At 59.4% G+C, this 14315-nt stretch carries 11 protein-coding genes; 2 read left to right on the plus strand and 9 right to left on the minus strand.

Annotated elements, in window-relative coordinates; translation table 11 throughout:
• Nucleotides 1–1126 precede the first annotated feature (1126 nt).
• Nucleotides 1127–2521 carry a glutamine synthetase family protein gene (locus tag AC6JAM_RS20180; protein ID WP_497935709.1) on the minus strand — a complete coding sequence of 465 codons (1395 nt, stop codon included), beginning with the start codon at nt 2519–2521 and terminating at the stop codon, nt 1127–1129.
• Nucleotides 2522–2790: 269 nt separating this feature from the next.
• Here AC6JAM_RS20180 and AC6JAM_RS20185 point away from each other — a divergent pair, with 269 nt between their 5' ends.
• Nucleotides 2791–3606, plus strand: a complete 816-nt coding sequence (locus tag AC6JAM_RS20185) for an IclR family transcriptional regulator (protein WP_497935711.1) — start codon at nt 2791–2793, stop codon at nt 3604–3606.
• A 41-nt stretch (nt 3607–3647) separates the two neighbouring features.
• Nucleotides 3648–4442 carry a FadR/GntR family transcriptional regulator gene (locus AC6JAM_RS20190; RefSeq protein ID WP_497935712.1) on the plus strand — a complete coding sequence of 265 codons (795 nt, stop codon included), beginning with the start codon at nt 3648–3650 and terminating at the stop codon, nt 4440–4442.
• A 1138-nt stretch (nt 4443–5580) separates the two neighbouring features.
• Here AC6JAM_RS20190 and AC6JAM_RS20195 read toward each other — a convergent pair.
• From AC6JAM_RS20195 to AC6JAM_RS20230, 8 genes are all read right to left on the minus strand, one after another.
• The gene (locus tag AC6JAM_RS20195) at nt 5581–7056 is read right to left on the minus strand and encodes an APC family permease (RefSeq protein WP_497935713.1); all 1476 of its coding nucleotides are present in this window, start codon (nt 7054–7056) and stop codon (nt 5581–5583) included.
• Between the two features lie 263 nt (nt 7057–7319).
• Nucleotides 7320–8927: an amidohydrolase gene (locus tag AC6JAM_RS20200; RefSeq protein ID WP_497935715.1), complete on the minus strand. Its 1608-nt coding sequence runs from the start codon at nt 8925–8927 to the stop codon at nt 7320–7322.
• A 198-nt stretch (nt 8928–9125) separates the two neighbouring features.
• The gene (locus AC6JAM_RS20205) at nt 9126–10028 is read right to left on the minus strand and encodes an SDR family NAD(P)-dependent oxidoreductase (protein WP_497935717.1); all 903 of its coding nucleotides are present in this window, start codon (nt 10026–10028) and stop codon (nt 9126–9128) included.
• Nucleotides 10021–10350 carry a bifunctional 3-phenylpropionate/cinnamic acid dioxygenase ferredoxin subunit gene (locus AC6JAM_RS20210; RefSeq protein WP_497935718.1) on the minus strand — a complete coding sequence of 110 codons (330 nt, stop codon included), beginning with the start codon at nt 10348–10350 and terminating at the stop codon, nt 10021–10023. Before AC6JAM_RS20210 ends, AC6JAM_RS20205 begins: the two co-directional genes overlap by 8 nt.
• Nucleotides 10347–11177: a VOC family protein gene (locus tag AC6JAM_RS20215; RefSeq protein ID WP_497935719.1), complete on the minus strand. Its 831-nt coding sequence runs from the start codon at nt 11175–11177 to the stop codon at nt 10347–10349. The genes AC6JAM_RS20210 and AC6JAM_RS20215 overlap by 4 nt, the downstream gene beginning before the upstream one ends.
• 23 nt (nt 11178–11200) lie before the next feature.
• Nucleotides 11201–12412, minus strand: coding sequence for an NAD(P)/FAD-dependent oxidoreductase (locus AC6JAM_RS20220; protein ID WP_497935720.1), 1212 nt, complete (start codon nt 12410–12412; stop codon nt 11201–11203).
• Nucleotides 12412–12951 (minus strand): 3-phenylpropionate/cinnamic acid dioxygenase subunit beta, encoded by a 540-nt coding sequence (locus AC6JAM_RS20225; protein WP_497935721.1) that lies wholly within the window; start codon nt 12949–12951, stop codon nt 12412–12414. The genes AC6JAM_RS20220 and AC6JAM_RS20225 overlap by 1 nt, the downstream gene beginning before the upstream one ends.
• A complete protein-coding gene (locus tag AC6JAM_RS20230) occupies nt 12948–14198 on the minus strand; it encodes an aromatic ring-hydroxylating oxygenase subunit alpha (protein ID WP_497935723.1) in 1251 nt (416 codons plus the stop codon). The genes AC6JAM_RS20225 and AC6JAM_RS20230 overlap by 4 nt, the downstream gene beginning before the upstream one ends.
• Nucleotides 14199–14315 lie beyond the last annotated feature (117 nt).

Consider the following 14315-nt stretch of genomic DNA (forward strand, 5'->3'; position numbering starts at 1 on the left):
CTGTGCCGCGAATCTGCGCCAATTGATTCGTGTCTGTAGTACTCATGCGTAGAGAGACCAGCAGCTGTTCCCGGGCGGATTGTCCTGATATTGCGTGGGTGAACAGTCGCCTTCATCGCCGAGCTGTCCCCCCGAGCATCGACCCTGTGAGTCCTTGGTGTCAGAGTGCTTCGACAAACCGCCGCGACCTGAACTGGGATCCGCGGATGCTCCGCGCCTGGTGCGGCCGCTGGTTGCGGGCATTTTCCTCCGGCCCGCCGTGCAAGGGCACCGCCCCGCGCATCGACCGACCGGCGGACCAGGACTAGATGAGCCACCTTGCCGCAGGCCCTCCCTAGGCCACTTCGGCGGAGAGGCATCACGCCTCACCGGGTCCGGATGACGCAGAATTTCCTTCTCCTGCCCAACAGAGGGGTAAGCTTTCTTCAGCTCGCGCCTCCCGGCCGACTCCGCAGCTGCCGGGCCAGCCTAGGCTCTTTTACATTACGCGATGGGAATTTGCCGCCGCAGCGTTGTGATCGATAGCCCGAAATTCTTCAGAATCTGCGCTAGCGGCGCCGCGCCCTTGCGGGGTATATCAAGAACATCCTCGCGGAACTCCGCCCCCCGAGCCGAGGCATGGCCAATTCCTTCCACCAGCAACAGCTCGCTAGGTTTAAGGAGGCAACAAAATCAGGGGCAGTCCCGATCACCTAAACCGATACCGGAGGCTTCACTCTCTATATACCGTCCGGCTGTTCACAGCGTGAGTGAGAACTACAACTAGTCCTTTTACGCTGTCCCATCCCAACACCGTGATGTGCAAAGCGAACTAAGAGAAGCGGGAGGCCAAGGTTCCTGGCAGGACCCGAATGCCCGGGTCACAAGGCAGCTGTAAACGCATATTTGGACGGCTGTCCCCTTTAGTGGCAAGGCATGGATCAGGAAGCTCAACAGCTCGGGGAGGCGTCAATGGTGCTCGGTTACATGTAGATGAGACCTGTCAGGAGCGCCTGCACCATTTTCATGCTGACGCTGCAGAGTCTGCGATGACGCGACCAGGCTGGAAAACCCTGCGTCGCGTCATCGCGACCGGCTCCGAGACCCGCCCCACGGCGCTCTGCCGGGGAAGCGAATCGCGGCAGGGTCAGACTTTGCCAAAGTATCGCGAGAGCTCCCAGTCGGTTACTGCGCTGTTGAACTGCTCGACCTCCAAGCGCCGGGTCGCCCCGAAATACTGCACAAACTCCTCACCCAGATACTTGTTTGCAACCTCGCTCTGCTCGAAGAGGTCAACAGCTTCCGAAAGGGTCCTTGGAACAGTGGGCAGTGAGCTGTCGGCATAGGCATTCCCGGTGTACGAGGGCCCCGGATCAAGATCGCTCTCGATTCCCCACAGTCCGCCAGCCAGCATCGCAGCGAGTACGAGGTACGGGTTCCCGTCCGCCCCGGGAGTGCGATTCTCGATCCGGGTGAGGTGCTCAGCACCGTGAATCGCCCGGATTGCAGTGGTTCTGTTTCCAAGGGACCAGGCGACATGTGTGCCGGCGGCTGCTTCTGGCTCAAAGCGCTTGTACGACGTGATAAAAGGGGCAAACACCGCTGTAAACTCCCGCAGTGTGCTCGTAAGCCCCGCAACGTACTGCCGCCCAGTCTTCGATAGGCCGTCATTAGAGGTGCCGTCGTAAAAGACATTCCGGTCGCCGGCCCACAGTGACTGATGCACATGCATGCTGTTACCAAAACTGCCCGGGGCCAGTTTGGCTATAAAGGATGGGGTGTAGCCGAGTGATTCTGTGATGCGCTTTACGGCGAACTTGAATAAGAAGCCTTCGTCGGCGGCGCGCAGAGCCTTCTGCGGTGTCAGATTGAGCTCGAACTGAGACGACCCTCCCTCTGGGACAATGGCTTCGATTTTAACCCCGATGCTTTTGCATGCCGCCTCAATCGCCGCTGTCAGTCCCAACTCGTTGTGTGCCCGCTCGCCGCCGTACATCGTGACACCGTTGGTCATCGGCTCCAGATTACGGAAGCCCTTGGCACGAGCAGTCTGCGCTGTCTCGCGGAAGACAAAGAACTCGTACTCGGTGGCCATCCGGGCCGTGAAGCCCATATCCGCCGCACGATCGACCATTTGGCGCAGCAGGTTACGCGGCATGGCGGAGATCGGCTGGCCCTCCTCGTCTTGGAAGTCACACAGAACGACAGCACTGCCGTCGATCCAAGGGACGGACGAGAAAGTGTCCAGGTCCGGGACGGCCTCCATGTCGGTAAAGCCCGATTCCCACGACGGCCACCAGCCGGTATAACCAGCTGGCCTGGCCATCATCTCGTCCTCAATGTCCAGGATGGCGATAACGTCGGCAATGTGCTGCGCCTCCGTCGGGTCTTTCTCGAAGCGCCATCGCGGAATGAACTTGCCGCGGGACTGGCCATGGATGTCTGTGCCCATTACCAGCACCCGCTCGATGTCCTCCTGCTCGAGAATGGCTCGTACCTTTGCGGTGGCTTGCGCGTTCGCGGCGTCGTGGGGGTGTTTCATCAATTCCTCCGGCTTTCTATTGGCTGTCTACGCTCAATGTTTGGCTCACCGCTCCAAACTGACAATGCCCCGGTTTCAGACAGTGGAACTTTCAAAAGCACGTTCCGCTCTGTCTGCGGACCCAACACCCCTATTTCACCTCGGGGTGAGTCCCTAAGCCAGCCCAGTAGAACCAGCCCCAGAAACGGACAGCAGCGCAGGACACAAACAGCCGAGCGTCCGCAGGACGGTTAGTTGAGAAAGTGAGATGCCCCACGTAGACTAATGGCATGTTGGTCAGTCCAATGGCCCCTTCAGTGGGAGCCTCTCTTCCCGAGCCCGATGTTCTCTCCTCTGTGCACAAAGCGGCTGCCCTTCTGATGGCCTTCAACACCACCGGGGGGTGTGCCACCCTGACAGAACTCGCACGGCAGGCTGGTCTTCCCAAATCCACTGCGCACCGGCTGCTCGGCATCTTGCGCGACGTTGGCCTGGTCGACCGCAACGAGATGGAATGGTACCTTCGTCGACCTGTTCTGCAATTGGGTGCGCTGGCACTGCGCGGCGGGGCGGGAATGCTCCGGGAGGTCGCACTTCCCTACATGACCCAGCTCTATGAAGAAACCCATGAAAACGTCCATCTCGCCATGTTGGAAGGGCTCGAAGTTGTCTATTTGGAGAAGGTTTTCGGCCACCGGTCGGCGCCGTCGCCGTCTCGTGTAGGGCACCGAGTTCCCGCACATGTCTCGGCGGTTGGCAAGGCAATGCTCGCGTTTGCCAATCAAGCTACCGTCAGGAACGTGATCGCCGGCGGTCTACGCCCTGCCACGCCCTACTCCGTTGTTTCGCCGCAGGTTTTTCTGCGACAACTCGAAGCAGTCCGCGCCAACGGGGTCGCCTTTGACCTTGAGGAGTGTCGACAAGGCCTCACTTGCGTGGCGGCGCCTGTCCTGACCCCCGACGGCCGTCCCGTCGCAGCTATCTCGGTGGCTGGGTCGACGCACACGATGAGACCGGATTTAGTGGCGCAGAAAGTCAAAGAGGCCGCCCGTCAGATCGGCCTCCACGCCGGTCCGGACGTAAGCCTGCTTGCAACCGCAGTATGAGGAACGAAGCCCGACCGCCAGGAGTTCCGTACCATTATGGAATGCCCCCGGCAGCGAGACGTGTGGTCGGACCCCGATGCGAAAGCGGTGCTCTAGTGTTGTCTGTTGATCACGTCGGCGACGTGACATGGCCTAACTCAGCCACTTCGGCGCGAACCAGTGTGGACCAGGTTCATGCGACGTTAAAGAACATGATTCACCGAGGTGAACTTGCCCCTGGAGATCGGCTTCCAGCGGAACGGCGCCTCTGCGCTATGTTGCAGGTATCGCGGTCTACCCTTCGCGAGGCCCTTAATGCCTTGCGGGCTGATGGATATGTCGAGGTACGCCGTGGTGGTGCTAGCGGGGGTACCTTCGTTACACGTCTCGACGAGGCCTACGCGCGCTGGCTGTCTTGGATGCAGGCGGATCGAGCCCGACTTCGTGAGATCATGCACGTTAGGACAGCAGTGGAGTGTCAGATTGCATGGCTAGCTGCGGAGCGAGATATTCCCGACGCCCGCCAATTGAACGCGACGATGCCGGCGAAGACATCGGACATGAGCCCGAAGGATTTCCGCGAGGCAGATGCGCGATTTCACGCCGCTCTAGCTGACGCCGCTGACAGCCCGCGGTTAAAGTCGCTCATGGTAGAGGCTCGCGGAGAGCTGTTCGTGCCCGCTAGTTCCAATTTGCTCGATGCAGCAACTATGGCGCGAAGCCACCAACAGCATAAAGTAATCCTTCGCGCAGTTCTGGCCGGTAAACCAGGGCAAGCGGTGGACGCCATGCGGGCCCACCTAGCCTCAACCTTCCATGACGTATCCTCGGCCTTGGAACGACCCACACTCCTGTGAAAATAAGGCCAAGCCATGGACCTTGCGGTGGCACGTCCGCCAGGCATGGTTGAGCATTTGTAACGTTGTCCTTTAGTACAAGGCATCGGCTGATAGCACTGGATGTGCAGGCACATACAACGCTCCCTAGGCTTAGGCACTACCAAAGCCTTGCAGATGAAGCCCCTGCAGTACTGGTGACGGATTGGCGTCTAGTGGTCATAGCAACACCTGAGCGAAAATTAGGAGTTGCAACTGGGAGAGTTCAAAAACCCAAAAAGTCTCGGGGCGATCATTGGCTGAGGATCTCACGGAACGTCGGAAACCTGTCAGCGCTGACGGTATGCCAAGCTACGTCCGGTCGCGCCTGGCCTGTCATAGTCACTGTTGAGGTCTCTTCGCGTTCAGGGTTCATCATTTCCCGGTTTATCCCGTCCTGGATGGTCCTTAGGAGCCTTCCCGTGATGGCCGATTTCGAAGAGCGAAACTGGCATGGTCCGGTGGAAGAGCTACCCCGATTTGCCTCGTTGGCCGGCTATTGGCTACCGGGATCGTGCCGGTCAAGCCCTACCATGCGGATTGCTACCACTCCCGGGGGATGAACGCATTCCTGATCCGTGAAGCAGTCGCCTGCACCACGAGGTACACCTCGCGTTTCTCGGACAGTCGGATGTTTTAAGAAAGGGCTCCGATTGGGATTCCACAGCCAAACCGGTCATATAGCGGCGCCGAAAGACAACAGGTGCTATGCAGGGCAACATCGCAGGACATGATGCAGATTGGGACTACGTTATCGGATATCGGCTGCCAATTCAGAAGGGACGGGCGCGTTCTGCGGAGCTGGCATGTGAAGGTTTTTGTTGCTGCAGATGGGGCCAACCGCGTGCAGTGTACGAGCACGTCCCACGGACAGACAGGCCTCCTCTTGTCCCGGCCGGCAGTATGAACGTCCTGGCCAGTAAACCCATGGGATTCACGGTGCAGGCCAGGACGCTCAACAAGCTGCTGCATCAATGGGCGGCGATCGATTAGTCCGTGTGAAGCCGCGCGTTGCATCTAGCCTCTGATCGAAGGAGATTTCTTGCTGGGCGCCAACGCGAGAGGGGGCTTGTGTTCCGGCCGCCGCTGCTGGTCGGCCCCTTTGGCCGCCACAGCCGGCTTATCGCGGTGACACCGCACCTGAGACCGGGGGAACCTCGGCCTTAGCTTCTTCGAACGAGTTGCCGAGCGAAGTGCCGGCATGCCTTGTGATCAGTGCCCAACCAATGCCGACAAGGGCTGCCAGTATGATGAGCCAGGGCAGGAGCGTCGGGATTCCGGAGGTGGCTCCAGCAAGAACTTCCCAGTTGGTCAGGGCCAGGTAAGTGGCTGCGGCAAGGCCCAATGCTGCCAGTATTGGAGCAATCGCGCTGCTCCAGAGGCGGAACTCTTCGCGTTTCTTGCGGAGGAAGAAGATCACCACGGCGATGGAGGTCGTGGTTTGCATCACTAGGACGCCAACGGTTCCGACTCCTACGAGCCACGCGTAAAGTTCCGCGAAGGGGTCTGCACCGGCGAGCATGAAGGTCCCAACTACGGTCAGGGTCAGAACTGTCACTGTGATGCTGGCGATGTGAGGTGACTGCCACCGTGGGTGGGCTGCACCAAGCGCCCGCGGCAGAATACCGGATCGACCGAGGGAAAAGTTGTATCGGGACAGCGTGTTGTGGAACGCGACGAGCACTGCAAACGTGCTGGTGACGAGCAGGACGTTCATAATCACGGTTGACCACTGCCCTACGTACTGGGTGTTTACGGCAAAGACGAATCCTGCGGGGTCATCCGTTGCGGCCTGCCGGATATTGTCGGTTCCGTGCGCCAGTGATATCGCCCAGGTCGAAAGAGAGTAGAAGACCGCAATCAGGACGACGGCGACGTAGGTGGCGCGAGGAACAGTGCGTGCCGGGTCCTTGGCCTCCTCGCCGTAGACGGCCGTAGCTTCGAAACCAACGAAGGATGCAGCGGCAAACAGTAGCGCCACTCCGAGTCCGTCGGAGAGCACCGTGCTGGGCTGGAATGAGTCAATGTTGATACCGGCGGCTCCGCCCTGAGCGAGTACAGCGGCGTCGAATAAAACAAGGATGAGGACCTCGCCGATCATCAGCACCCCGAGCACTTTGGCGCTGAGGTTGATTTCTAGATAGCCGAGGATCGCGACTCCTGCCCAGGCGACAGCAGTCCAGAGCTTCCAGTCGGTCTCCAGTCCCGTGAGGTCGCCAATGACGGCGCTGCAGAAGAATCCAAAAAGTCCGTAAAGCCCCATCAGCATGCAGTTGTACGAAAGCAACGCGACCGCGGCTCCGGCAAAGCCGGTCACGCGTCCCAAGCCTCGCTCGAGGTAGGCTGCGAAGCCTGCAGAGCTAGTTACGAATCGGCTCATGGATCCGTACCCGACCGCGAACAGAATGAGAATGACACCGGCAATGAGGTAGGCGCCGGGCGCGCCTGCGCCTAGGGCTGCGAAGGCTATTGGGGATCCGCCGAGGGCTGCGGCCAGCGGGGCGGCGGCTGCGACGACGAAGAAAACAATTCCCGGCACGCCGATGGCGTTCCGCTTTAGGGCGGATGGGGCAGTCTTGGAGATGGAATCAGACATGAGATCTCGGTCCTTTGAATTCGTCATGGACCAAGGGGTCCGTGGCGCCTGATGGAGACAGGTGTTGGGGAATGTTTTTGGCGAACAGTATGACTACGGTGCCGCAGCGGCCGGGTAGGTATCGGTCCGCTTTCGGCCATTGCGAAGGTGTTCTCTATATGAAGGTGTTCTCTATATATGGAAGTTGCGGGACCGCCATTCCTCTAGCTGGACCTCCATCGCCCCAGTCGGGAGGTCCAGTTGGAGGAATGGTTTCTGGCCAGCTACGATCCGGTGCGTTCGTAGCGGAGAACACCATCGACGTAGGTCCTCAGTACTTTCAGCTCACGCAGCTCGCCCGTGGCGCAATCGACAGGGTCGCGGTCCAGAACTAGAAGGTTAGCTCGCTTTCCAGCCTCGATGCTTCCCTCTTCTGAGCCTCGGCCCGAGGCATGCGCGGGGTTGATTGTGTACATTCTGAGTGCTTCGTCCGCGGTGACTGCTTCGTCAGGTTCCAAAGGCGCACCGGCCATGGTCTCGCGGGCTACAGCGGTCCACATGATCTCGGCTGGTGAGTAGGTACCACAGGGGTGGTCAGAGGCGAGGCTGACGCGGACGCCGGCGTCGAGCATACTGCGAACTGGGAAGAGCTTGAGGTGCTCCTGATTTTCTCCTCGCCACATATTGAAAACTTCTCCCCAGCCGAAAGCCAAGCCAGGGTTTGCGACGAGATCGATTCCTAGATCGGCCATACGCAGTCCTTGGCCGGTCTCGGCGATGAATGCGTGCTCAAGCCGTAACACTGTGTCAGCGTTGCTCTGTCGCCGGACGGCCTCGTAGGCATCTAGTACGATATCGATGGCGCAATTGCCCATACCGTGGATAGCGAGATTGATGCCTAGCTTGCTGGCCCGGACGGCAAGGTCATGCACTTCTGACTTGCTGTAGAAGTTCGCCCCGACATGGGTTTTGCAACCGTCATGGATCAGATCGATGGCGGGACTTGGATAAGCGCGATCCACGAAGATTTTCATGGCGCCGCCTCTGAGCAGGTAGCTTTCAGGCTCCATGATTCGATCGACTGTGTCTGACCGGCCAAGGTCCTGCATCGAGAAGAAGTGGTCCCCTCCGTGCAGTTGCTGGAGGGTGAAGGGCATTTTGCCGGCAGCATCGGCGCGTCTATAAAGTTCCGCAGATTTAGCCGTCACCATGGCGTCACCTACCCCGGTAAGCCCCACGGCAAGATAGTCGTTCATCTTGGAGTGAAGCAACTCCACTGCTCTGTCCCAGTCACGTTCTGCATAGTCATTCCAGGACGCCGAATGGAGCAGATTAGCAGCAGCCTCCAAGAGTGTCCCGGTCGGTTTACCAGAGAGGTCCCGTTCAATCTCCCCACCCCAAGGTTCGGGAGTATGAGCACCAATTCCCACCAAGTCCAGAGCGGCACTGTTTGCGAATCCAGCATGGCAACTCGCATCGATCAGAAAGAAGGGATTATTCGGAGCAACCTCGTCCAGCTCATAGCGCGTTGGGTTTCGCTGTTCACGGATATGGGAAGCATGAAAATTGATGCCACGGACCCACTGTCCAGGCGGGGTATCCCGGCAATGCCTTTCGATAACGTCCAGAACCTCGTCCAAAGTCGCCAACGGTGGTGTGGAACAGTCGACTGAGTCCGGGGCAAATGCTGCCACGCTCAGGTGGTTATGGGCGTCGATAAACCCTGGGACAACCGTTTTCCCGGAAACGTCGAGAACTTCCGCGTCGGGCGCGGCTGCGCCCCGCACTTCGGTTTCGGTTCCTACGATGGCGATCGTACCTCCGCTGACAAGTACCGCTTGCGCACAGGAGTTGCGAGCGTCCACGGTTCGCACATTTGCATTAATGATCATTAGGTCACGCGTTTGTGTCATTGCATCTCCAATGGATCGAGTTGGTTGTTAGTGTCTACATCAGCTTTAAAGCAGGCCCTCTACTTCGCGGCTGCCAGAATGACGAACAGTGAGTAGCGCAGGATCGCCTCCGGAGCACCCCGATGACGTCAACCTTCTGCCTAGTCACAGCACAGACCTGCAGCACGCCATATCGCGTTAGCTGGCGCTAGAGTGTGCTGAGCGCGGGTCGCCGGCCATTTGACGTGCGTATTCGGAGAAGGCCCTGCCGCGGACGGCCTCGCCGCCGTCACACTCGATGATGCTCCCGGTGATGGTTAAGGCATCCTCCGCGGACGCGAGTGCCACATACCAGCCCACGTAGTCCCGAGGCTCGGGCAGGAAACCGAGCGGCGAGACGATGGAGATGAGCTGGTCCATAGGGAGTTCCGCGATGCTGGACGCCGCTTGTGACAAGGCAGGAGGAGGAGAGAGAGCAGTGAGCATTCCTCCTGGCGCAACTGCATTGACACGGACTTCTGGTGCGAGCTCGTAGGCGAGCTGGCGGACCAAACCAACGACGGCGTGTTTTGCGGCTGTGTACAGCGGTCCACCACCTCCTGGATGAAGGCTCGCATTCGAAGCGGTCATCACAAGAGAGCCACGGTTTCGACGGAGCTCCGGAGTGGCAGCTTTCGCCCCGGCCAGGAGTGCCTTTACGTTGAGGGAGAATATTTGGTCGAAGGCCTCGTCGAACCGTTCGTCCTGGGGAAGGTCCTCTGCCGAGACGCCGAAGTCCCAGTAACCCGTGTTGGCGACAAAGCAGTCCAGGTGACCGAAGGCTGCCGTTGCAGCTTCCACGACTGCCTGATTGTCGTGCATCCGGGTGGCATCCCCACACACGACGACCACTTTTCCCTCGTGGTCTCTCTCGATCGCTCTTGCCCGATCGGCAGAAATTTCCAGGACGGCGACGGAGCATTCTTCGGCGACAAATCGGTCGACAATGGCCCGCCCAATTCCTGCCCCGCCGCCTGTAACCACGGCGACGCGGCCTCTGAGTCGTCCTGCAGAAACGGTGACGGGTTCGGGCGATGTGTCGAAGGCTGGCAAGTCAGCCATTTATCTGCACCATAACCTTATTGGCCTCGACCAACGTGGGATAAACCGTCAATGGAGTCGTGGCTGGTGGAGCAAGAACTTGACCCGTTCTGAGGGAGAATCGGGCCATGTGCGCGATGCACTCGACCACACAGCCTGACTCGACATACCCTTCGGACAGGGATGACTGACCATGCGTGCACACGTCGTCGCTTGCGAAGAACTCTCCGTCAACGTTGAAAATTGCCAGCGCATGCCCGTCTACGTCAAATCGGCGTCCCTCCTCGTCCGGCACGTCATCAACTGAGCACACAACTGTCCAGGTCATGGTGTCTGCACTCATCGGCTTGGCTTAAGATCGCGGTGACCCCACCAGCTCGTAGTCGTGTAGCTTGCGCCACGGTGGGTTGCGTCGTCGATGAGACGCCCGCCGCAACCGTACTCAATAGTGAATCCGCCGGGAGCCAGAGCGTAGAACGAGTACATCTCATCGTTTGAGTGGCGGCCGAGTGTGGTTTGGGCAAGCTCCTTGTCACTGCACCGTTCGTAGGCGGCGCCCACTTCATCGACGTCCGTCACCTCGAACATGATGTGTTGCAAGGTGTACTGGTCCTTCCCTGCCACGAGTGCAAGGCTGTGATGCCGCTCATTGCATCGAAGGAAGTAGATCACCTCGGAGCTCAAATGGATACTGTCAGTCACACGCAGTCCAAGCCCCTTGCAGTAGAACTCCAGCATCGCTGGCAGGTCGCTGCAGTAGAGGACCATGTGCCCGACCCCAAGGTCTGTCTCGAAATTTACCTGGTGCAAGGAGACGAATGGTTCGCCGGCTACGGCTGCCGAGTGGAAGAGCTCTACCCGGTTTCCGTCGGGATCTTCCCCCGTGAACATCTGCTGGACTTGTCGGTGCGAAGCGTCTGATGGAGATGCCTCGCCGAACTTGTAGCCCTGCTCACCGAGACGGGCGGCAAGCGCTTCCAGCTCGGAGCCGTCTGCCACCTCCCAGCCCGCGAAAGCGAGATCATTCTGTTCACCGGACATGATTTGAACCCTAGACGCGCGCCGATCGAGGCGAATGTCGAGGCCATGACCCTGCTCGGTCACCTGGGCGCCAAGCAGGGGCCCAGCGAGCTCGCGCCAATCGTCGAGTCGGTCAGAAGTGATGCCCAAGTATCCAAGGGTACGTACGCCGTTCATGTTGATACTGCTACCTTTCGTAGGTCGATAGAGGAGTCTTCAATCAGTGATGGGTCTACGGAGTCTCCAGTGCGAATCCAATTGGTCATAGTCCTGATCTCTCGCGGGGCATCCAATCCGATCGCTCCGACGACTTGGTTGCCGCGCAGATGAACAGTCATCTTGGTGTGCCCGTCCTGGTCAATCCGTTCGATTACCTGACTCCCTTGATCAGGTCGGCCGGCGACTTCGACTCTGCGGTCGTACTGGTCCGTCCAGAACCATGGGACGAGGACGGCGGGTGTCTCATCTCCCATAATTGCTCGCGCAACGACCTGTGCCTCGTCTATGGCTGTGCGAAAGTGCTCCACTCTCAGCCTCCCGAGGGTTCCAAAAGGCCACGAGGCCACGTCGCCGGCAGCCCAAACGCCGTCCATAGAGGTGCGGCCAACCCGATCACAGACAACGCCGTCTGAACAGTCGATGCCGCTGGCTATGGCTACCTCAAGGTTGGGTTGGCTGCCGGCTGCGACGAGGAGGAGGTCGCATGGGATATTCTCACCGCCGGCTGTGACAACGCTTTCAACTCTGGTGTTCCCCACTGCTTTGGCGATGACATCCTGCACAAAGCGGACGCCCCTGCCCTCGTGGAGTTCTCGTATGACGCCGGCGGCCCAGGAACCGAGCTTGTTCGCGAGCGGTTCGGCGAAGGGCTCGACGAGGGTAACTTCGCACCCCCTGGATCGCAGCGATGCAGCCACCTCGGTTCCGATGAAGCCTGCCCCCGCGATGACCACGTGTTTTAGTCCAGGAAACTGAGCTTGGATGTGCCGTGCGTCGGTCAGGCTGCCAAGCGTCAGCACGTTGTCGAGGTCAGCGCCTGGGAAGTCGATTCGCCTCGGGCTGGAACCAGTAGTCAGCACGACCGTATCGGCCGTCACCTCGTCACCACTTTCCAGCTGGATAGCAACGCGAGACTGTCGCCGTTCCACTCGTGTTGCTCGAGCCCCCAACCGGACATCGATGCCGTTCTCGGAGTAGAAGTCGGCCGGCAGCACTGGGACTGCTTCCTCACCGAGCAGAATCCCTTTAGACAGCGGTGGTCGCTCGTATGGGAGCTCCGTATCCGCGCAAACGAGCGAGATTTGACCTGTAAAGCCTTGGTTGCGGAGCGCTTGGGTTAGGATTCCCCCCGCTTGCCCGCCGCCGATAATCGCAATTGTGGTCATTATAGAAACACCGCCAGGTTGTTGCCGAGCAGAACCGTCTGGTCCAGGAGGATTTGGCGCTTCGCAATCAGGAAATCTCCGAATAGTGGAGATTGCCGGCGCAAAACGTCTCTTCGAGCCCCTGCGAACATGTCCTGGTAAGTTGTACCGCGGGTGCGGTACAACAGGAAGCTGGACCGTACGAGGTACTGGTCCGGTTCCTCAGCTCGGTCGACCTCGATGTTGGTAATAAGGTGCCGGGTCCGTGAAGCAGGGACCTCGGACCAGGCGCGTCCCGTGGCGACCTTGCGCACCCGCTGAGCGAGGTCCTCTTTGGACTCGTCGAAGTGGGCAGCACCGGTTGGGGGCTCGAATTCCTTGCTCTCCTCGCGGGGCATCCTGGCCAACCGGACTGGCGCCGTGTAGCGGATCTCGTCGCCGAGCAGCGTCAACCACTCCTCGAACTGGCGTTCATCGAGGAGTCGCGCCTCCCGGGCCATGAACTGGCTGACCTCGAAATGCTCCAACAGCACGTTTGCCCGCAGCTCCGTCTCACTCATCGCTGGCCCTCCTTCTCCATCAGCTCAAGCCAGCGGCGGTAGAACGACCGACCTGCTTCCTCGCTGTAAATATTGCCGATGACGCCAGGGAAGTCGGCGTGTTTACCGGCGGCCCCGCGACCCATCGTGAAGTTGAACGACGAGCGTCCGGCGCGACTACCCTTCAGGACACCTTGGATCTCGGACCAGTTCTCACCGTCCTCAGCCTCAAAGATTCCGCCGGCGCTGAAAGTCCGCAGAGCGTTGCGGCGCATTGCGTCTTTGACTTCGGCGGGAGCATCGGCGTCGGCAAGTGTCCAAGTCATGACTTCGATGGAGTGGGGACCCCGGGGCTGCCAGATCCTGAAGGTGTTGGTTCCCACAAGAAAGGAGAAGTTAGGAAAGATTGTGTTATGCCCACGGACATGCACTGCCCGGGTTTCGCCCAGTCGTTCAATTTCCGCTTGCCGGCTTGCGGCTCGGTATTCGTTGGCCACGGGGCCGTAGTCGGTCATGTCAGGTGCGTCATCAAGGTAGAAGCCCGTTCCATGACCCCCCGGTGAGCTGAATTGGAGGCCTCGGGTATCGGCGTTTACCCAGTCACCGCCCTGCGCAATAAGTGCTGAAACATGGCTTGTCTCCGCGTGGTAGACGTCGGTGGCGAACTGCTCGGCCGGGAACTTCCAGTTGCAGTCGATAATCCAGCGGTTAGGTGCACCAAGGACCTCGTTGCGTGGCCAGCGATCGGCGAAGGAATCGAAGTACCAGGCCATATCACCCAAGTACTCCTCGAAGCTGGGTCCCTCTTCGGCCCAGGTTCCGAAGATGAAACCCTTGTAATTGGTTACCCGCGGCACCCGTTGGGCACCAAGCTTCTCTTTGTTGAGGGCGCCGAGGTATCCATCCTCCTCATGGGGGACCTGAACCAGCTTGCCGCTGAGGTCGTAGACCCATCCGTGGTAAGAACAGGTGAACGCTTTCGCGTTGCCCTCGTCCGCCCGGCACAGCCGCATACCGCGATGGCGGCACTGATTCATGAACGCAACGAATTCCCCGGTACTTTGGCGCACGACGACCACAGGGTCGTCGCCCATTGTTGTGGTGAGGTAGTCGCCCTTCTTTGGGATCATTGACTCGTGGGCGAGGAACAGCCAGCTCGTGCCAAAGATGCTGCGCATCTCTTGGTCGTAGATGTCATCATCGGCGTAGATCAGTGCGCTGATCTGGCCCTCGTCGGGGTCGACCAGATCGCTGTACTTCTTGGTCATGTGGGTGCTCCTTGCAAACTTTCACGGTTACAGCCATGCGGCTGTTGCGTTTGTCCTGATTGATCATCGGTCGAATGAACCGACGCTGCCAACGGTCGAGTTCCGGTGGCTAGAACC

It is taken from the genome of Arthrobacter sp. GmRoot5-12, from assembly GCF_059739365.1.